This is a genomic window from Mesorhizobium sp. M0626, from assembly GCF_040320665.1.
In the GTDB taxonomy this organism is placed as follows: domain Bacteria; phylum Pseudomonadota; class Alphaproteobacteria; order Rhizobiales; family Rhizobiaceae; genus Mesorhizobium.
Genome location: NZ_JAMYQD010000002.1, coordinates 97,541 through 115,472, shown reverse-complemented (window position 1 = coordinate 115,472; position 17,932 = coordinate 97,541). Strand labels below are relative to the sequence as shown.

The window sequence follows — 17,932 nt, the reverse complement described above, 5'->3', positions numbered from 1 at the left end:
GGGAAAATTGATGGCGAAAGCGCAAAACGCCGAACTCGTCTTCGTGCCGCTCGGCGGCGTCGGCGAGATCGGCATGAACTTCGCCCTTTACGGCTATGGGCCGCCTAGCGCGCGCGAGTGGATCGTCGTCGATGTCGGCGTGACTTTTCCCGATGCGGCGCATCCTGGCGTCGACCTGATCCTGCCCGATACGCGCTTCATCGAGGAGAACCTCGCCGGCCTGCGCGGCATCATCATCACCCACGCGCATGAAGACCATTACGGGGCGCTGCTCGACATCTGGCCGAAGCTGAAGGCGCCGGTGTGGATGACACCGTTCAGCGCCGGACTGCTGGACGCCAAGCGGCAGGGCGAGCAGGGCGCGCCGAAGAAAATTCCGGTGACGATCTACCGGGCAGGCGAGACATTCACCGTCGGCCCGTTCTCGATCGAGGCCATTCCGGTTGCGCACTCGATCCCCGAGCCGATGTCGCTGGCGATCACCTCGCCGGCTGGTACCGTCATCCATACCGGCGACTGGAAGATCGATCCGGAACCGACGATCGGTCCGAAAACCGACGAGGCGCGGTTTCGCGCCTATGGCGACAAGGGCGTGCTGGCGCTGGTCTGCGATTCCACCAATGCGCTGCGCGAAGGCGAATCGCCGTCGGAAGTGGCGGTGGGCGAAGGCCTCAGGGGCGTCATCCAGAGCGCTGTCGGCCGTGTCGCCGTCACCACCTTCTCCTCCAATGTCGGACGCATCGTCTCCATCGCCAAGGCGGCGCGCGATGCCGGCCGCCAGTGCCTGGTGCTCGGCCGCTCGCTGAAGCGGGTCATCGATGTCGCCGGCGAACTCGGTTACATGGACGGGCTGCCGGAGTTCATCGCCGAGGAGGATTTCGGCTTCATCCCGCGCGAGAACCTGGTCATCATCTGCACCGGCAGCCAGGGCGAGGCGCTGGCGGCACTGGCAAAACTGTCGCGCGACGAGATGAAATCGGTGTCGCTGACGGCCGGCGACACGGTGGTGTTTTCCTCACGCACCATTCCCGGCAACGAGAAGGCGATCCTCGAGATCAAGAACCGCCTCATCGACCTCGGCATCAAGATCATCGAGGATGGCGACGCGCTTGTGCATGTCTCCGGCCATCCCCGCCGCAGCGAATTGCGCAGGATGTATGAGTGGGTGCGGCCGCAGATCGGCGTTCCCGTGCATGGCGAAGCCGCGCATCTGGTGGCGCAGGGGTCGCTGATGTCGACCTCCGGCATCGGCCAGGTGGCGCAGGTGCGCGACGGCGACATGCTGCGGCTGGCGCCGGGTCCGGCCACGATCATCGACCAGGTGCCGTTCGGCCGCATCTACAAGGACGGCAGGCTGATCGGCACCGACCAGGCGATGGGCATACGCGACCGGCGCAAGCTATCCTTCGCCGGCCATGTCGCGGTCAATGTCGTGCTCGACGATAAATATGAGCTCGCCGGCGATCCCGATCTGGTCGCCATCGGCGTCGCCGAGGCCGATGCCCGTGGCGAAAACATGGAAGATCTGATGCTCGACGCGGCCGTCGGCGCGGTCGACTCGATCCCTCGCCAGCGCCGCAAGGACCTCGATCTGGTGCAGGAAGCGGTGCGCCGCGCCGTGCGCGGCGCCGCCAACGAGGCCTGGGGCAAGAAGCCGCTGGTGACGGTGTTTGTGACGAGGTGAGGGAATAGGCAGTAGGCGGTAGGCAGTGGAGAAAAATGCAGATGTATCACTACTGCCTACTGCCCATTCCCTACTCCCTTAACTTGTGGAGCACTTCATGCTGGGACGCCTGAACCATGTAGCACTTGCCGTACCGGACCTGGCCGCGGCGATTGCGGCCTATCGCGATACACTTGGCGCGCGGGTGACTGCGCCGCAGGCTTTGCCCGAGCATGGCGTGACGGTGGTGTTCGTCGATGTCGGCAACACCAAGATCGAACTCCTGGAGCCGCTGGGCGAACGGTCGCCGATCGCGGCCTTTCTGGCGAAGAACCCCTCGGGTGGCATGCATCATGTCTGCTACGAAGTCGACGACATCCTTGCCGCGCGCGATCACCTCAAAGCAAGCGGCGCCCGCGTGCTGGGCGACGGCAATCCCAAAACCGGCGCTCACGGCAAGCCGGTGCTGTTCCTGCATCCCAAGGATTTCTTCGGCACGTTGGTCGAACTGGAACAGGCATGAGCTGGATTTCATTTGCCGCGCTGTTCTTCATCACCTGGTGGCTGATGTTGTTCATTGTGCTGCCGTTCAGCGTCAAGACGCAGGATGACGACCAGGACGTGACGCTGGGCACGGTTGCGAGCGCGCCGCGCGGACCGCATATGCTGCGCGCCGTGATCCGCACCACCATCGTCACGGCTGTCGTCATGGGGGTTTTCTACGGCCTGACGCACGGGCTGGGCTACAGCCTCGACGAAGTCCCGCACATCATCCCCGAAGCCACCCAGGCGCCGGCTAACTAAAACCTGTTTCTGCCGATGGATCGGGTGGGTTTGTGCCTGTTTCGGAGCGCTAAACTCAGGTTTTGTCTCGCCAGCCTGCGATGCGCAATCGGCGGCCATGCATGGCCCACCCGTATTAGAATCACGGCTGGGTATCAGGCTGACGCAAGCTCACGTAATTTGGGAAAAGGTTGATCTAACCAGATGATCGGGCAAAAAAAATGCAAGGCACAAGGCCTTGCAATTTAAACGCGTTCCGATCTGTTTTCCGGTTTCCGGCGGCAGCGGGTAACCGCGCCTAGATCGCATCCTCCCAAGACTTTGACCGCGTAGGAGAGCAGATTTTTCTCCACCCTCTCGGTTATCGGGGCACACTAGCCTAACCCTGATGAAATTGTCACGCAGAATTTTGCCCGCAATCGGGCAATCTGTGCTGCAGTGCACAATAGTGCGGCAGGCTTTGCTTGCGAAACGAACAACACCGAGCTGCCGCATTAATGGGGCCAGGTGTGCTGGGTTGCCCGGACGCGCAAAGCGTGTGTGAGGACTTTGCCGTCAGGCGATCACTTTGCGTCAGAAGCATTATCGTTTTTCGGTGCGAAGGTCTTTGGAAGAAGAATCGATTTTTGCGATTTCGGACCGATGCGGCCGGTCGGGTTTCCATTCCGTCACGAAATAGCTATGAAGCCGGGGCAAGCAAGCCAGCCGCGCCGATTCCAGCGCAGCCTCCTCTCTCACGGACCTGTCCATGCGTTTGTCGCAGTTTTTCCTGCCCATCCTGAAAGAAAATCCGCGCGAGGCCGAGATCGTCTCGCACCGGCTGATGCTGCGTGCCGGCATGATCCGCCAGCAGGGGCAGGGCAGCTTTTCCTGGCTGCCGCTAGGCAAGCTGGTGCTCGACAAGGTCTGCCGCATCATCCGCGAGGAGCAGAACCGCGCCGGCGCGCTGGAAATCCTGATGCCGACCATCCAGTCGGCCGATCTGTGGCGCGAAAGCGGCCGCTATGACGATTACGGCAAGGAGATGTTGCGCATCAAGGACCGACAGGACCGCGACATGCTCTACGGTCCGACCAATGAGGAAGTGGTCACCGAGATCGTGCGCGCCTACGTCAAGTCGTACAAGGATTTGCCGCTCAACCTCTACCACATCCAGTGGAAGTTCCGCGACGAGGTGCGTCCGCGCTTCGGCGTCATGCGCTCGCGCGAATTCCTGATGAAGGACGCTTATTCCTTCGACCTCGATTTCGAGGGAGCCAAAGCCGCCTACAACCGCATGTTCGTATCCTATCTCCGAACGTTCACGCGCATGGGGCTGCAGGCCATTCCGATGCGGGCCGACACCGGGCCGATCGGCGGCGATCTCAGCCATGAATTCATCATCCTGGCCGACACCGGCGAGAGCCAGGTCTATTGCGACCGCGAATATCTGTCGCTCCAGGTGCCCGGCGAGAAAACCGACTTCGGCAATGACGGCGAGATCGCCGACATCGTCAAAACGTGGACGACGCCTTACGCCGCCACCGACGAGATGCATGACGAGGCGGCCTGGGACAAGCTTGGCGAAGCCGACCGGGTCTCGGCACGCGGCATCGAGGTCGGCCACATCTTCCATTTCGGCGACAAATATTCCAAGCCCATGGGCGCCAAGGTGACCGGGCCCGACGGCAAGGATCATTTCGTTTCCGGCGGCTCCTACGGTATCGGTCCGTCGCGGCTGGTGGCGGCGATCATCGAGGCCAGCCATGACGACAACGGCATCATCTGGCCGGAAGCGGTGACGCCGTTCGACATCGGCCTGATCAACATGAAGGCCGGCGACGCCGAGTGCGACCGCGTTTGCGGCGAGCTCTACGCCGCCTTCACCGGCGCCGGCAAGGATGTGCTTTACGACGACACCGACCAGCGACCGGGCGGCAAGTTCGCCACCGCCGACCTGATCGGCCTGCCCTGGCAGGTGATCGTCGGGCCGCGCGGCGTGGCCGCCGGCGAGATCGAGATCAAGAACCGCCGGACCGGCGAGCGCGAGACGCTGCCGGTCGCGGAGGCCAGGAAACGCTTCGGTGCAACCGCATGAGCGAAGCCGCGGCAGCGAAGTCTTCGGTAGCCCAGTCTCCGGTTGGCAAGTCTCCGGTCGCCAAGTCTCCGGTCACCAAGTCTCCGGTCGCCGGCCCGTTCTCCATGTTCGAACGCATGGTCGCCTGGCGTTATTTGCGGTCGCGCCGCAAGGAGACGGTGATCTCGGTCATCGCCTCGATCTCCTTCCTCGGCATCATGCTGGGCGTCGCCACGCTGATCGTCGTCATGGCCGTCATGAACGGGTTTCGAGCCGAACTTCTGACCCGCATCCTCGGCGTCAACGGCCATCTGATCGTGCAGCCGCTGGATTCGCCGCTTGAGGATTATGCGCAGGTCGCAGCCCGCATCAACGGCGTGGCCGGCGTCAAATACGCGATCCCGCTGATCGACGGCCAGGTGCTGGCGCAAGGCAATGTCGGCGGCGGCATGGGCGCGCTGGTGCGCGGTATCAGGGCCGAAGACCTCGGCAAGATCGCCATCGTCGCCCAGAACGTCAAGCAAGGCACGCTTGACGGCTTCGACTCCGGCGATGGCGTCGCCATCGGCAAGCGCATGGCGGAGAATCTCGGCCTTGTGCTCGGCGACACCATCACGCTGATCTCGCCGGACGGCGATGTGACGCCGATGGGCACGACGCCGCGGCTGAAGGGCTACAAGGTGGCGGCGATCTTCGAGGTCGGCATGTCGGAGTATGACAGCTCCATCGTCTACATGCCGTTTTCCGAAGCGCAGCTCTATTTCAACATGGACGGCAGGGCGCAGACGATCGAGATCTATGTCGACAACCCCGATAATGTCGACGCGCTGAAACCGCTGGTCGATGCGGCGGCGCAACGCCCGATCGACATGGTCGACTGGCGCCAGCGCAACGAGACGTTCTTTTCGGCGCTGCAGGTCGAGCGCAACGTCATGTTCATGATCCTGACGCTGATCGTGCTGGTGGCGGCGCTCAACATCATCTCCGGCCTGATCATGCTGGTGAAGGACAAGGGCCACGATATCGCCATCCTGCGCACAATGGGCGCCTCGCGCGGCGCCATCCTGCGCATCTTCCTGATGACGGGTGCTGCGATCGGCGTCACCGGCACGCTGGCCGGCGTGCTGCTCGGGGTGCTCATCTGCACCAACATCGAATCGATCCGCCAGTTCTTCTCCTGGATGACCGGCAAGGTGCTGTTCAACCCGGAGCTCTATTTCCTCAGCCAGCTGCCGGCAAAGATGGACCCGCGCGAGACCACCTATGTCATCATGATGGCGCTCGGCCTGTCCTTCCTAGCAACGGTGTTTCCGGCATGGCGCGCCGCACGGCTCGATCCGGTCGAGGCCTTGAGATACGAATGAAGTCCGAGATCATTATCGAGCTGAAGAGCGTCGAGCGGCACTATGTCCAGGGGCCGCGCAAGCTCACCATTTTGAACGGCGCCGACTTTTCGCTGAAGCGCGGCGAGATGGTGGCGCTGGTGGCGCCGTCGGGCACCGGCAAGTCGACGCTGCTCCATACGGCGGGCCTGCTCGAGCGCCCCGACGCCGGTGACGTCATTCTGGCCGGCCGCGCCTGCGGACGGCTCTCCGACGACGAACGCACGGCGATCCGCCGCAACGATGTCGGCTTCGTCTATCAGTTCCATCATCTGCTGCCGGAGTTTTCGGCACTGGAAAACATCATGATGCCGCAGCTGATCAAAGGGCTTTCGCGCAAGGAGGCGTCGGAGCGCGCAGCACAGCTGCTCGACTATATGCAGATCGGCAAGCGCGCGTCGCACCGGCCGTCGGAACTGTCCGGCGGCGAGCAGCAGCGCGTCGCCATTGCCCGCGCGGTCGCCAATGCGCCCTTGCTGCTGCTCGCCGACGAGCCGACCGGCAATCTCGACCCGGTCACCGCCTCCTATGTCTTCGAGGCGCTTGGCGCGCTGGTCAAGCAGTCCGGCCTTGCCGCGCTGATCGCGACCCACAATCACGAACTCGCCTCGCGCATGGACCGCCGGGTGACGTTGGCGGATGGCAAGGTCGTTCCGTTGTAGGCCCCAACTTCCTCATCCTAGGGTCTGCGCCGCGTCGCTGCGCTCCTTGCTCCGCCCTAGGATCACGAAGTGATTGGTGCGTGTCCCGATCGCAAAGGCATGCGATGCGCCCTGCGTCAGCACCGCCGTCACCCCGTCAACCTTTCCTTAACCCTGCCCAAACCGGCTGTCAGGATTCGTCGGCATGCCGCTTTCCGCTCATTGACTTTCGAACAAAGTTAGAACAAAATACGAACATATCAACAACAGGAGAGAGTTATGAGCGATCTTGTTCAGGACGTCGTTTCGTTGGTGTGCATGAGTGCGTTTCTCGTTTCCATGGCGGTCTGGATCGGCGCCATGTGATAAATCTGCGGTTGGCCGCAGTGTTTAGGCGGACAGGAGGGCGTTGTGCCGTTAAGCCTTTCTTGCCGCCGTGCCGCTAGGGTGCCCTGCCAAATACAGGGAGCAAAACCTTAGGTGTCGCCGATCGTGACGGCCCTTCTCGTGGTCGGTAATCTCGGATTGATTTTCCTTTTGATGACCGCGCCGCTCGGTTTGCGCACGGTGAGGCTCAGCCGCGTGGTCGCAATGGACCGGCAGCGCCTCTGGCAGGCGCTGTGGCCGCTCGGCAGCGGTGCCGGCTGGTCCGGCGAGATACTCTCGGCCCAGCCGCTGGACGGGCAGGGCACGGCCCGCATCCTGCTGTCGTGGGAAGGCCGGGACGGCCAGCCGATCGAGCGCAGGTCGCGCTTCGAGGACGTCGTCGAAGGCAGTCGTTTTTCGATGCGGGTCATCGAGGATACCGCGCTCGACGCGTCGTTCTGGAAGGATTTTTACGAGACCACCGAACTCACCTCGGAAGGCGCCGGCACGCGCGTCACGCTCAGCCAGACCGATCGCTATCGCGGCGTCGCCTTCCTGGTGTTCCGCTACTTCGCCATGCGCCGCGAGCTCGGCAAGCTGGAGGTCTGGGCGACGACCGGACAGTATCGCAAGGGCGGCTGGTTCGAGCATCCGCTGAGCCAGGTCGGTTTCGCCGTTCTGTCGGCTTTCATCCTTTGGCCGTTCTTCGGACTCAATCTCGGCGGCCTGGCGCTGGCCGCGATCCTGACCTCGGTGGTCGCCCTGCATGAGCTCGGCCACATGGCGGCCTTCCGGCTGACCGGTCATCGTAAGGCGCGGATGATCTTTATCCCGCTGCTCGGCGGCATCGCCATTGGCGGCCGGCCTTATGACAGCCGCTTCGAGGTCGCCTTCGTGGCGCTGATGGGCGCTGGTTTTTCCGCGTTCCTGGTACCGCTGCTGATCGTCGCCAGCGGGCTCGCATCCGGCGAGGGACATCGGCTCGCCGCGGCCCTTCTGGCGACGCTTGCCGGCTTTGCCGCGCTGTTCAACATCGCCAATCTGGTGCCGGTGTGGAAATTCGACGGCGGTCAGGTGCTGCGCCAGATCTGCCCGGGGCCGGTCGCCCTGGCGCTCGCCTCGTTTTCCCTGCTCTCGGCCTTGCTATGGCTTGGCTGGCTGGCCGGCTTTTCCCAAAGCTTTCTGCTGGTGGCGGGCGCCGTCTTTGCCATCCTCAGCCTGATGACAGTGGGTAGCGGGGTAAAACCGCGCCACGAATTGAAGCCGATCCGCATCTTCGACCGTTTCGCCATGGCCGGCGCGCTGCTGGCCGTCTTCGCCATTCACGGTTTCGGGCTGTTGTGGGCCTCGGCGCGGTTGCTTTGAGCGTTGGTCGAGGCGAGACTCAGCCGGCCTTGCGAGCCGGTTCTGCAGAAGTTGACTCCGCTGCCCCGAAAACATCCTCGAAGGCGGATTTCAGCGCCAGGTCGAAATCGCCCATGGTCACGGGCAGGCCGAGGTCGACGAGGCTGGTGACGCCGTGATCCGGCACGCCGCATGGCACGATGCCGCTGAAATGGCTGAGATCCGGCTCGACATTGACGGCAATGCCATGAAAGCTCACCCAGCGCCGCAGCCGGATGCCGATGGCCGCGATCTTGTCTTCAGCCGGCGAGCCGTCGGGCAGGGACGGGCGCTCGGGCCGCACCACCCAGACTCCGACGCGGTCCTCGCGGCGTTCGCCGCGTACATTGAAGGCGGCAAGCGTGCCGATGATCCACTGCTCGAGCGCGGCGACGAAGGCGCGCACATCCTCGCGCCGGCGCTTCAGGTCAAGCATGACATAGGCAACCCGCTGCCCCGGCCCGTGATAGGTGTATTCGCCGCCGCGTCCGGCGGCAAAGACCGGGAAACGGTCGGGGTCGATCAAGTCCTCGATGCGGGCGCTGGTGCCGGCGGTGTAAAGCGGCGGATGCTCGACCAGCCAGACCATCTCGGCGGCCGCACCCGTGCGGATCGCCTCGGCGCGCGCTTCCATCAGGGCCAGCGCATCGGTGTAGCCGGTCAGGCCAGGCTCGATGCGCCATTCGACCGGCGCTGATCCGGGCAAGGGCAGGAACGACGTGGCGATCTGGCTGCGTTCGGTCATGGCTTTTTCGTTTTTCGCGTGATGCACGCCGGCTTGGCGAAACCGCCTTGCGCTCTGGGGCCAAATGCATTTGCCCTTCATATGGCGGTATCCGGCTGAAACGTCCAGTTCGCCACGCATTTCGGCCTTCGCGCACGACCCCGAAGATAGGAACGATCTTCGGAAAGGATCATGCGCCAAATCAAAGTGCTGCTGCGTCCTTTGCGCGTCCCACAGGACGCGCGGCGCTGTAGAGGCCGATATGCCAATTCGCGGCGATTATTGCGCGCCGCGCCCTTGTTTCGCCGGAAACGATTTGCTACACGCCGCGAGCCGGTTCGTTCCGGCTCCTACCACGGGCGGTCGTGGCGGAATTGGTAGACGCGCAGCGTTGAGGTCGCTGTGGGGCAACCCGTGGAAGTTCGAGTCTTCTCGACCGCACCATAATTTTTCGGCCATTGAAATCATTGCGACTTCTCAGGCCGTCGACGCCAAATCATCGCCTTTGGCGCTTGAACCGGCCGCAGCAGAGTTGCAACAAGAGGTCGCAGAGCCGCACGCGAACGCCGCTTGGCTCGCACCGGCCAGCCTCCTGCACCCGAGTCCCCGGCTTTGGCGGTGGCGGGCAGGGGATGTGGGTGACCTAAGCGGCGCGTCGTTGAGGGAAATGGAGACCCGGACGGGCTCGACGAGGGTCAACGGCCGTCACGACGGTGTGGTGGTGATCGCAATAGACGCGATCCGGCGACGTCGGCCCGGCACAAAAACGGTAGCCACCGGGTACCGAGCGGTCTTCGCTCACCGGGAAGCGGCACTGGTTGAGGCCTAGCTGAATGAGGGGGACGTCTCTAGACGCTGGTCTGATATTTTCATGCATGATGGTTTTCAATTTCCTGGTTCATAGCCATTGCCGGCTGACGGCCGCGGTGCGACCCGCCGGAGCGAGCTTCTCTCGTTTTGGAGGGCTGTGGACCACATATGGTGCTTATCGCACCGTCAAAGAAGCCCGGCGCCCCGCTTCTGCAGCCAAATCGTTTGCGACTTAAGGCCACACCCGCGAGCGCCCGAAGCACCTGTCCGGCCGGGATTTGCCGGCGCGCCGTTGCATAGCCTCAGTCCGTCGCCGCCGATCGCTTGAAGACGATGGTGACCCTGGTTCCCTCGCCGGCACTCGACTTGACGTCGAATTGCGCCTTGGCATTTTCGGTCAGCGACCGCGCGATCAAAGAGCCGAGCTTGCCTGGCCTGGGCCAGGTCTCACCCGTCGGCAGACCGATCCCATCATCGGCGACAGTCACCCGGCAACCATCGCCGCTGACGACGCTGTGCAGCGTGATCGTGCCGCCATCGCGCCCGACGAATGCATGTTTGAGAGCGTTGGTCAGCAACTCATTGACGACCAGGCCTGTCGGCATGGCAACGTTGATGGATACCGGATAGGTATCCACCTTAAGGTCGAGGCGGATACCTTCGACTGCGTGCGACGCCATGACGGCGGACGCGATCTGGCTAAGATACACGCCAAGATCCACCTCATCCTTCTGCTGGTCAGCCGACAATGTCTGGTAGAGGATTGCCAATGCGTCTACCCGGCCGGCAAGCCTTTCGAAACGCTTCTGGTCCGGTTCGGTGGCGTTGCGGGTTTCCATCCGGATCAAAGCGGTGATCATCTGCAGATTGTTTTTCACCCGATGCTGCAGTTCGCGCAACAGGGTGTCCTTCTCCCGGATGAGCTCCTCCGCGGGTCGCGCGTCCTCGGTCTCACCGTGTGCCGTGACGTCGACAAGCGCCACCAGCCGGAAGCAGAGCTTGCCGTTGTCGTCCTCGATAACGTTGGAATAAACGTCGACGATTGCCGGCTTGTCCTCGCCGCGCTCGAGGCGAAATGTGCCGACGAAATCGGTGTCTTCAACGACAGCCTCGGCGAGCGGCCTGTCCTTCTGCCGATGAAGCCCCCTGCCGGAAAGGGCCGCCCAGTTTTCCCGCGCAAGCTTCGGCGCCTTGAGGTCCGAGAGCTTCTCGAATTCGGGATTGGCGTAGACGACACGCTCCTTCGCGATCAATTCCGAGACGGCGATCGCGATCGGCATCTGGTCGAGAAATTTCTTGAACTGGTCGCTTTCCAGCGCGGTGGCGAGGTCAGGCGTATCGAGCAATTGCTCGACAGCGTCAGCCTTATCGGAGTCTGTCATCTCGGCGCCTGCGTGATGCGTGGAAGCCATCAATATCAGGCATGCAATTCACCCGCCATCTCCAATATCGAAGGGGATACGACAGCGTCACTACTGGTGCGGGCCGCGTCGCGCAGCGCTCCACCGCCTGCCGCTCACGAACGAACTGGACAGAAGGCATTTTTCTCAGGGCCGCCGAACTTTGAAAAGAAATGTCTATGGAATTTGTAGAATTACGCTTTGAATGGGATCTCGGTACTGCTCACCAGCCTTGGCGGCCTTCGCCTCCTGAGTTGAGATCAGTGCTCTCGTTACCAGGCAAGTCGGCTCTCGATGAGGGAGTTGCTCCGCCGATCGCTATGCGGCCGGCAGACGGCGGAGCATTGCCACCAGCCCCGCGGCCTTAGAGGACAGAGGTTCCCATGACCAGACTTACCCCCGTAGAGCAGATCATCCCGGATGCCGATATCGTCCCTCTTACCGGACGCGTCGGCGCAGAGATCAGGAACATACGGCTCTCCGGCGATCTGCCGCAGCAGACGGTCGCGGCGATCAACCAGATCCTGTTGCGGCACAAGGTGGTGTTCTTCCGCGACCAGGCGCATCTCGACGATGCCGGGCAGGAGCGCTTTGCCCAGCGTCTCGGCGACCTCGTCCCGCATCCGACCCAAGGTCCCGTCAAGGGAACGGCGTCCATTCTCGAACTCGATTCCAGCCGTGGCGGCGGTCGCGCCGACCAATGGCACACCGATGTCACCTTCGTCGACGCCTATCCGAAATTCTCCGTTCTTCGCGGCGTCGTCATACCGCCGGCCGGCGGCGACACCATCTGGTCGAACACCGCGGCCGCCTATCAGGATCTGCCCGAGCCGTTGAAGCTGCTCGCCGACAATCTTTGGGCGGTTCACAGCAACGCCTACGATTACGCCGCGGTGCGGCCGCGTGCGAGTGCTGCGGAAAAGAAGCACTTCGAGGAAATCTTCACCTCGACGATCTACGAGACCGAGCATCCCGTTGTCCGCGTCCATCCCGAAACAGGCGAGCGCTCGCTGCTGCTCGGCAATTTCGTGCAACGGCTGATCGGTCTTTCCAAAAGCGATTCGGCGAAGCTCTACGAGGTGTTCCAGTCCTATGTCACGGCGCCGGAGAACACCGTGCGCTGGCGCTGGAAGGCCGGCGATGTGGCGATCTGGGATAACCGCGCGACGCAGCACTACGCCGTCAACGATTACGGCGACCAGCACCGGGTGGTGCGTCGCGCCACGGTCGACGGCGACGTTCCGGTCAGCGTCGACGGCCGCCGCAGCGCCACCCGCACCAAGGTCGCGAAGCCGGCAGCCGACAAGGCTGCCTGAGGTTCGGGCTGGCGCAGTCGGACTCGGGGGCTGCTGTCACGCCGCCTTCTTCATCCCCGCAAGCGTATCCGCCACCACCTCGCCGAACGAGGACGGCGTCGGCACGATGATCACCCCGGCGTCTTTCAGGATTTCGACCTTTTCCTGCGCAGACTCGCCGAAGGCCGAGATGATGGCGCCGGCGTGGCCCATGCGGCGGCCTTTCGGGGCGGAGAGGCCGGCGATGTACGCGATGAGCGGCTTCCTCATGTTGTCGCGCGCCCAGATCGCGGCTTCGGCTTCCTGCGGTCCGCCGATCTCGCCGATCATCACCACGGCGTCGGTGTCGTCATCCTGTTCGAACAGTTTCAGCACGTCCTTGAAGGAGGAGCCGTTGATCGGGTCGCCGCCGATGCCGACGCTGGTCGAGACGCCGATGCCGAGCGACTTCATCTGCGACGCCGCCTCGTAACCCAGGGTTCCCGAGCGGCCGACAATGCCGACGCGGCCGGGGAGGTAGATGCTGCCGGGCATGATGCCCATCAGCGCCTGTCCGGGCGTGATGACGCCGGCGCAGTTCGGGCCGATCAGCCGCATGCGGTCCTCGTAGCGGTAGCGCAGCATGTAGCGCTTGACCTGCATCATGTCCTGCGACGGGATGCCGTCGGTGATGCAGACGCAGAGTTTAATGCCGGCGTCCGCCGCTTCCATGATCGAATCGGCGGCAAAGGGCGGCGGCACGAAGACGATGCTGGCCTCGGCGCGGGTCTCGCGCACCGCGCCCTTGACCGTGTTGAAGACAGGCAGGCCGAGATGCTTCTGGCCGCCTTTGCCGGGGGTGACGCCGCCGACCAGCTTGGTGCCATAGCGTTTCATGTCGTCGGCATGGAAGCTGCCGATCTTGCCGGTGAACCCCTGGACGATGACGCGGGTGCTGCGGTTGAGCAGGATTGCCATTTTCTGGACCTCCCTAGAGCATGATGCCGAAAAGTGTGAAGCGGTTTTCGGACGACATCATGCTCCATCTGGTTGATTTTAGAGACGGATTCAGATTTCAGGTCGATTCGACCTGAAATCATCCGGCTCTAGGCTGCTTTTTTCTTGGTGGCCGAGCGCCATGCGGCGACGGCTTTTTCGGCGGCTTCTGCAAGCGTGCCGGCAACGATCACCGCCTCGCCGGAATCAGCCAGGATGCGGCGGCCTTCCTCGGCCCTGGTGCCGGAGAGACGGACCACCAGCGGCACGTTGACGCCGACCTCGCGGATCGCCTTGATGACGCCTTCGGCGACCCAGTCGCAGCGGTTGATGCCGGCAAAGATGTTGACCAGGATGGTCTCGACATTCTTGTCGCCGAGCACGGCGCGGAAGGATTTCGCCACCCGCTCCGGCGAGGCGCCGCCACCGATGTCGAGGAAGTTGGCCGGTTCGCCGCCGGCGATCTTGATCATGTCCATGGTCGCCATGGCGAGCCCTGCGCCATTGATGATGCAGCCGATGTTGCCGTCGAGGCCGACATAGGAGAGGCCACGGTCGCTGGCAAAAGTTTCGCGCGGATCTTCCTGGCTTTTGTCGCGCAGCTCGGAGATTTCCGGCCGGCGGAACAACGCGTTCTCGTCGAACGACATTTTGGCGTCGAGCGCGATCAGATTGCCGTCGCGGGTCACCACCAGCGGATTGATCTCCAGCATCGAGGCGTCGTAGTCGCGGAACACCTGATAGCAGGCGAAGATGGTTTCGGTCGCCTTGCCGATCAGATTGTGGTCGAGGCCGAGCCCGAAGGCGATCTCGCGCGCCTGGAAACGCTGCATGCCGACGCCGGGATCGACCGATGTGCGCAGGATGGAGTTCGGTGCCTTCTCGACGATGTCCTCGATCTCCATGCCGCCGGCAGCGGACGCCACGATCATGACGCGCTCTTCCTTGCGGTCGAGCACGAAGCCGACATAGAGCTCCTGCGCGATATCGACGGCTTCCTCGAGATACAGGCGCGAAATCAGCTTGCCGCGCGGGTCGGTCTGCTGTGTCACCAGCTTGCGGCCGAGCATGCCCTCGGCCGCGCTGGAAATCTCCTCGTCATTGGCGCACAGTTTGATGCCGCCGGCCTTGCCGCGGGCGCCGGAATGCACCTGCGCCTTCAGCACCCATTTGGCGCCGCCGATCTCGCGGGCCCTGTAGGTCGCCTGCTCGGGGCTGTAGGCCAGCCCGCCGCGCGGCACATGCACGCCGTGGCGTGCCAGCAGTTCCTTGGCCTGATATTCGTGGATGTCCATTTTGTCCTCCCTGAACAGTCAATGCGTGGCGACGCGCGGCTCGCTAGAGAATTGGCTGGCCCGTTCGATTGCCTCGTTGACCACCAGAACATTGCGCGCCATGCGTTCCGACGCTGCGTCGATCATCTTGCCGTCGAGTGCGGCCGCTCCCTTGCCCTGCGCCTCCGCCTCCTTCAGCACTTCGAGGATGCGCCGGGCGCGGGTGACCTCTTTTTCCGGTGGAGAGAAGACGTCGTTGGCAAGCGCGATCTGCGAGGGGTGGATCGCCCACTTGCCTTCGATGCCCAGCGCCGCCGCGCGCCTGGCGCCAGCGATGTAGCCCTCCGGATCGGAGAAGTCGCCGAACGGCCCGTCAATGGCGCGCAAGCCATAGGCGCGGCAGGCGACGGTCATGCGCGACAGAGCGAAATGCCACTGATCGCCGGGATAGTCGGGGTTGAGGCCGCCAATGTTGACCGTGCGCGCCTTGCAGCTTGCCGCATAGTCGGCGACGCCGAAATGCATGGCTTCCAGCCGGCCGGGTGTCGCGGCAATCGCCTCGACATTGGCCATGCCGAGCGCGGTCTCGATCAGCGCTTCGAGGCCGACGCGGGTCCTGAAACCCTTTGCCATCTCGATCTGGTTGACCATGGCCTCGACCATGTAGAGGTCGGCCGGCACGCCGACCTTCGGCACCAAAATGGTGTCCAGCCGGTCACCGGCCTGCTCCATGACGTCAACCACGTCGCGGTACATGTAGTGCGTGTCGAGGCCGTTGATGCGCACCGAGACGGTCTTGCCCTTGGCGCGCCAGTCGATGTCGTTGAGCGCCTGGATGATGTTCTTGCGGGCGCGTTCCTTGTCGGGCGGGGCGACCGCATCCTCGATGTCGAGGAAGATGAAGTCGGCGGCGCTGTTGGCCGCCTTGTCGATCATTTCCGGGCTGGAGCCTGGAACCGCCAGCTCGCTGCGCTGCAGCCGTAATTTCTTGAGGTGGTTGATGGTGTGGCTCATTGTCGGCTCCTCAGGCGGCTTCGGCGACCGGCACGGCGGCCGAGGCGCGGAAGTGCTGGATGGCGGCGCCGACGCCGGAGCCGGGCGCCAGCCGTACGCCGCAGTCGAGCAGCGCCATTTCGGCGGCCGAGAGCGAGGCCAGCACCATCACCTCGTTCAGCCAGCCGAGATGGCCGATGCGGAAGACCTTGCCGATCACCTTGTTGAGGCCGCCGCCGAGCGCGGTCTGGTATTTCTGGTAGGCGCGCTTGACCACATCGCCGCTGTCGACGCCGTCCGGCACCAGGATGGCGCTGACGGTGTCGGAGTGCCATTTAGGCGTCTTGGCGCAGAGCTTCAGGCCCCAGGCGTCGACCGCCTTGCGCACGCCTTCGGCGAGGCGATGGTGACGGGCGAAGATGTTTTCCAGCCCTTCCTCGGCGATCAGGTCGAGCGAGGCGCGCAGGCCGCGCAGCAGCTGAGTAGCCGGCGTATAAGGGAAATAGCCGGCGTCGTTGGCGCGGATCATATCTTCGAAGGAGAAGAAACAGCGGCGGTGGGTGGCGCTCCGCGAGGCCACCAGCGCCTTCTTGCTGACGGAGAGGAAACCGAGGCCGGCGGGCAGCATGAAACCCTTCTGCGAGCCGCTGACCGCGCAATCGACGCCCCATTCCTCCTGGCGAAAGTCGATCGAGCCGATCGACGAGACGCCGTCGACGAAGAGCAAAGCAGGGTGGTTGGCGTCATCGAGCGCGGCGCGGCAGCCGGCGACGTCGCTGGTCACGCCGGTCGCGGTCTCGTTTTGGGTGCAGAAGACTGCCTTGATGCGGTGCGCCTTGTCGGCCCTGAGCCGCTCGGCATAGAGCTCGAGCGGCACGCCGGTTCCCCATTCGCAGTCGATGACATCGACCTCGAAGCCGAGCCGTTCGGCCATGTCGACCCACAGATGCGAGAACTGGCCGAAGCGCGACATCAGCACGCGGTCACCGGGGCTGAGCACATTGGTCATCGCCGCTTCCCAGGCGCCGGTGCCGGAGGAGGGATAGATGAAGACGCGGCCGGTCTCGTTCTTGAACACCGTCTTGATGTCTTCGAACAGCGGTAGCGTGAGATCGGGGAAGGATGCTGCACGCATGTCCTCCATCGGCAGGTTCATCGCCTGGCGGACCTGTTCGGGAATGTTGGTCGGTCCGGGAATGAAAAGATGGGTGAAACCGGCCATGTCGCGAACTCCTCCTGATCCAGCAAAGCGGTGATGGGGAGTTTCGTTTCGACGGCTAATGGCAACAACACCTCAAGAGGTAACATCTTGCCGCGCGCGGGTGGGGGTTGCCTACCCGGGTGACCTACCCGCGGCTCATCGCTTTCCTACCCGAACGGCTGCTTCTGGGTACGCCGCTCGCGCGCGTAGAGCGCGACGGCCATCGCCCGGTTGCGGACGTCGAGCTTGTCGTAGAGGTTCTTGAGGTGGTATTTCACCGTGTTCTCCGAAATCCCGGTGCGCGTCGCGATCTGCAGATTGGTCCAGCCGTCGGACAGCACCGCCAGCAGCTCGCGCTCGCGCACGGTGAGCAGCGACAAGGGTGTGTCGTTGACCTTATTGATGTCGATGTAGGGGATGCAGATGCGGCCATGCGCGACGGCCAGGATGGTCTCGAAGATGATCGCCGGATCGTCGAACTGGAAGCAGTAGCCCTGGGCGCCGAGCCGCACGCACTGCTTCAGGATGCCGATGTCGTGGTCGTTGGAAAACACCGCGATGCGCACGCCGAGCTTGCGGCTGTGAACCTCGGCCAGCACATCGGCGCCGTCCATGTCGGAGAGCTTCCAGCCGATAACGGCGACGTCGAATTCCGCTTCGGCTGCCAATTCCAGAAAATGGCTGCCGCTTTGCACGCAGGCCCTGAGATCGAAGCGCCCGTCGCAGTCCAGCATGTCGCGCAGCGCCGATATGACGAGCGGATTGCGTTCGGCCACGACCACGCGCACGCGCCGTTCCTCGATTGCCTTCTGCGTCTGCGACCTGATCTTCAAGGGCTTCCGGCTGTTCTGGTTGTCGCCTGGGCGGGTCCGGCCTTTGCCTGGACCTGCATCATGACAATTCTGCCCCAACCGTGCTGGGGTGCTCTTTCCCCAGCGACATGTGCTGTCGCGCCGCCTGAATCCTGGGCGGCGTCATATCCTGAT

Annotated in this window: 16 protein-coding genes and 1 tRNA gene; 9 read left to right on the top strand and 8 right to left on the bottom strand. The window is 63.5% G+C overall.

The annotated features are described in order from the left end of the window. The first annotated feature begins 10 nt into the window (after positions 1 to 10). The 7 genes from NKI37_RS02595 (at position 11) to NKI37_RS02565 (ending at position 8,256) form a co-directional block, all read left to right on the top strand. Positions 11 to 1,684 (top strand): ribonuclease J, encoded by a 1,674-nt coding sequence (locus NKI37_RS02595; protein WP_023690300.1) that lies wholly within the window; start codon positions 11 to 13, stop codon positions 1,682 to 1,684. Positions 1,685 to 1,781: 97 nt separating this feature from the next. Next, positions 1,782 to 2,186 carry a methylmalonyl-CoA epimerase gene (gene mce / locus NKI37_RS02590; protein ID WP_023690961.1) on the top strand — a complete coding sequence of 135 codons (405 nt, stop codon included), beginning with the start codon at positions 1,782 to 1,784 and terminating at the stop codon, positions 2,184 to 2,186. Then, on the top strand, positions 2,183 to 2,467 hold the full coding sequence (locus tag NKI37_RS02585) for a DUF1467 family protein (protein WP_352790950.1): 285 nt from the start codon (positions 2,183 to 2,185) through the stop codon (positions 2,465 to 2,467). Before mce ends, NKI37_RS02585 begins: the two co-directional genes overlap by 4 nt. Positions 2,468 to 3,194: 727 nt before the next feature. Continuing rightward, a complete protein-coding gene (proS, locus tag NKI37_RS02580; RefSeq protein ID WP_023735912.1) occupies positions 3,195 to 4,523 on the top strand; it encodes a proline--tRNA ligase in 1,329 nt (442 codons plus the stop codon). Positions 4,524 to 4,627: 104 nt separating this feature from the next. Beyond that, positions 4,628 to 5,866, top strand: coding sequence for a lipoprotein-releasing ABC transporter permease subunit (locus NKI37_RS02575; RefSeq protein ID WP_031203284.1), 1,239 nt, complete (start codon positions 4,628 to 4,630; stop codon positions 5,864 to 5,866). Beyond that, a complete protein-coding gene (locus NKI37_RS02570) occupies positions 5,863 to 6,546 on the top strand; it encodes an ABC transporter ATP-binding protein (RefSeq protein ID WP_023685211.1) in 684 nt (227 codons plus the stop codon). The genes NKI37_RS02575 and NKI37_RS02570 overlap by 4 nt, the downstream gene beginning before the upstream one ends. A gap of 459 nt (positions 6,547 to 7,005) precedes the next feature. Then, positions 7,006 to 8,256, top strand: a complete 1,251-nt coding sequence (locus tag NKI37_RS02565) for a peptidase M50 (RefSeq protein ID WP_023670799.1) — start codon at positions 7,006 to 7,008, stop codon at positions 8,254 to 8,256. Between the two features lie 19 nt (positions 8,257 to 8,275). Here NKI37_RS02565 and lipB read toward each other — a convergent pair whose 3' ends face one another. Further along, positions 8,276 to 9,019: a lipoyl(octanoyl) transferase LipB gene (lipB, locus tag NKI37_RS02560; RefSeq protein ID WP_023670798.1), complete on the bottom strand. Its 744-nt coding sequence runs from the start codon at positions 9,017 to 9,019 to the stop codon at positions 8,276 to 8,278. Positions 9,020 to 9,357: 338 nt separating this feature from the next. Between lipB and NKI37_RS02555 the strand changes: the two genes are divergently transcribed. Beyond that, positions 9,358 to 9,442 (top strand) — tRNA-Leu (locus NKI37_RS02555). A 199-nt stretch (positions 9,443 to 9,641) separates the two neighbouring features. On the opposite strand, the gene NKI37_RS02550 is transcribed toward NKI37_RS02555, so the two are convergent. Continuing rightward, positions 9,642 to 9,875 (bottom strand): GcrA family cell cycle regulator, encoded by a 234-nt coding sequence (locus tag NKI37_RS02550; protein ID WP_081726779.1) that lies wholly within the window; start codon positions 9,873 to 9,875, stop codon positions 9,642 to 9,644. Between the two features lie 235 nt (positions 9,876 to 10,110). Further along, positions 10,111 to 11,190, bottom strand: a complete 1,080-nt coding sequence (locus NKI37_RS02545; protein WP_023685214.1) for a sensor histidine kinase — start codon at positions 11,188 to 11,190, stop codon at positions 10,111 to 10,113. 401 nt (positions 11,191 to 11,591) lie between these two features. On the opposite strand from NKI37_RS02545, the gene NKI37_RS02540 reads away from it, so the two are divergent. Then, entirely contained in the window at positions 11,592 to 12,524 is a 933-nt protein-coding gene (locus tag NKI37_RS02540) for a TauD/TfdA dioxygenase family protein (protein WP_352790946.1), read from the top strand. Between the two features lie 36 nt (positions 12,525 to 12,560). Here the strand turns inward: NKI37_RS02540 and sucD are convergent, their stop codons facing one another. From sucD to NKI37_RS02515, 5 genes are all read right to left on the bottom strand, one after another. Then, positions 12,561 to 13,460, bottom strand: coding sequence for a succinate--CoA ligase subunit alpha (gene sucD, locus NKI37_RS02535; RefSeq protein ID WP_352499753.1), 900 nt, complete (start codon positions 13,458 to 13,460; stop codon positions 12,561 to 12,563). 128 nt (positions 13,461 to 13,588) lie between these two features. Further along, entirely contained in the window at positions 13,589 to 14,773 is a 1,185-nt protein-coding gene (locus NKI37_RS02530; protein ID WP_023739131.1) for a malate--CoA ligase subunit beta, read from the bottom strand. Between the two features lie 18 nt (positions 14,774 to 14,791). Beyond that, positions 14,792 to 15,766 (bottom strand): HpcH/HpaI aldolase/citrate lyase family protein, encoded by a 975-nt coding sequence (locus tag NKI37_RS02525; RefSeq protein WP_023670793.1) that lies wholly within the window; start codon positions 15,764 to 15,766, stop codon positions 14,792 to 14,794. Positions 15,767 to 15,776: 10 nt separating this feature from the next. Next, positions 15,777 to 16,967 carry an aminotransferase class V-fold PLP-dependent enzyme gene (locus NKI37_RS02520; RefSeq protein ID WP_023731220.1) on the bottom strand — a complete coding sequence of 397 codons (1,191 nt, stop codon included), beginning with the start codon at positions 16,965 to 16,967 and terminating at the stop codon, positions 15,777 to 15,779. Between the two features lie 146 nt (positions 16,968 to 17,113). Next, positions 17,114 to 17,779 carry a LuxR C-terminal-related transcriptional regulator gene (locus tag NKI37_RS02515; protein WP_352790943.1) on the bottom strand — a complete coding sequence of 222 codons (666 nt, stop codon included), beginning with the start codon at positions 17,777 to 17,779 and terminating at the stop codon, positions 17,114 to 17,116. Between the last annotated feature and the right edge of the window lie 153 nt (positions 17,780 to 17,932).

Coding starts and splice junctions, on each gene's coding strand:
- NKI37_RS02530 (WP_023739131.1), bottom strand. CDS start 14,773: ATGGACATCCACGAATATCAGGCCAAGGAACTGCTGGCACGCCACGGC.
- lipB (WP_023670798.1), bottom strand. CDS start 9,019: ATGACCGAACGCAGCCAGATCGCCACGTCGTTCCTGCCCTTGCCCGGA.
- proS (WP_023735912.1), top strand. CDS start 3,195: ATGCGTTTGTCGCAGTTTTTCCTGCCCATCCTGAAAGAAAATCCGCGC.
- NKI37_RS02540 (WP_352790946.1), top strand. CDS start 11,592: ATGACCAGACTTACCCCCGTAGAGCAGATCATCCCGGATGCCGATATC.
- sucD (WP_352499753.1), bottom strand. CDS start 13,460: ATGGCAATCCTGCTCAACCGCAGCACCCGCGTCATCGTCCAGGGGTTC.
- NKI37_RS02525 (WP_023670793.1), bottom strand. CDS start 15,766: ATGAGCCACACCATCAACCACCTCAAGAAATTACGGCTGCAGCGCAGC.
- NKI37_RS02550 (WP_081726779.1), bottom strand. CDS start 9,875: ATGCATGAAAATATCAGACCAGCGTCTAGAGACGTCCCCCTCATTCAG.
- NKI37_RS02520 (WP_023731220.1), bottom strand. CDS start 16,967: ATGGCCGGTTTCACCCATCTTTTCATTCCCGGACCGACCAACATTCCC.
- NKI37_RS02575 (WP_031203284.1), top strand. CDS start 4,628: ATGTTCGAACGCATGGTCGCCTGGCGTTATTTGCGGTCGCGCCGCAAG.
- NKI37_RS02570 (WP_023685211.1), top strand. CDS start 5,863: ATGAAGTCCGAGATCATTATCGAGCTGAAGAGCGTCGAGCGGCACTAT.
- NKI37_RS02585 (WP_352790950.1), top strand. CDS start 2,183: ATGAGCTGGATTTCATTTGCCGCGCTGTTCTTCATCACCTGGTGGCTG.
- NKI37_RS02545 (WP_023685214.1), bottom strand. CDS start 11,190: ATGACAGACTCCGATAAGGCTGACGCTGTCGAGCAATTGCTCGATACG.
- mce (WP_023690961.1), top strand. CDS start 1,782: ATGCTGGGACGCCTGAACCATGTAGCACTTGCCGTACCGGACCTGGCC.
- NKI37_RS02595 (WP_023690300.1), top strand. CDS start 11: ATGGCGAAAGCGCAAAACGCCGAACTCGTCTTCGTGCCGCTCGGCGGC.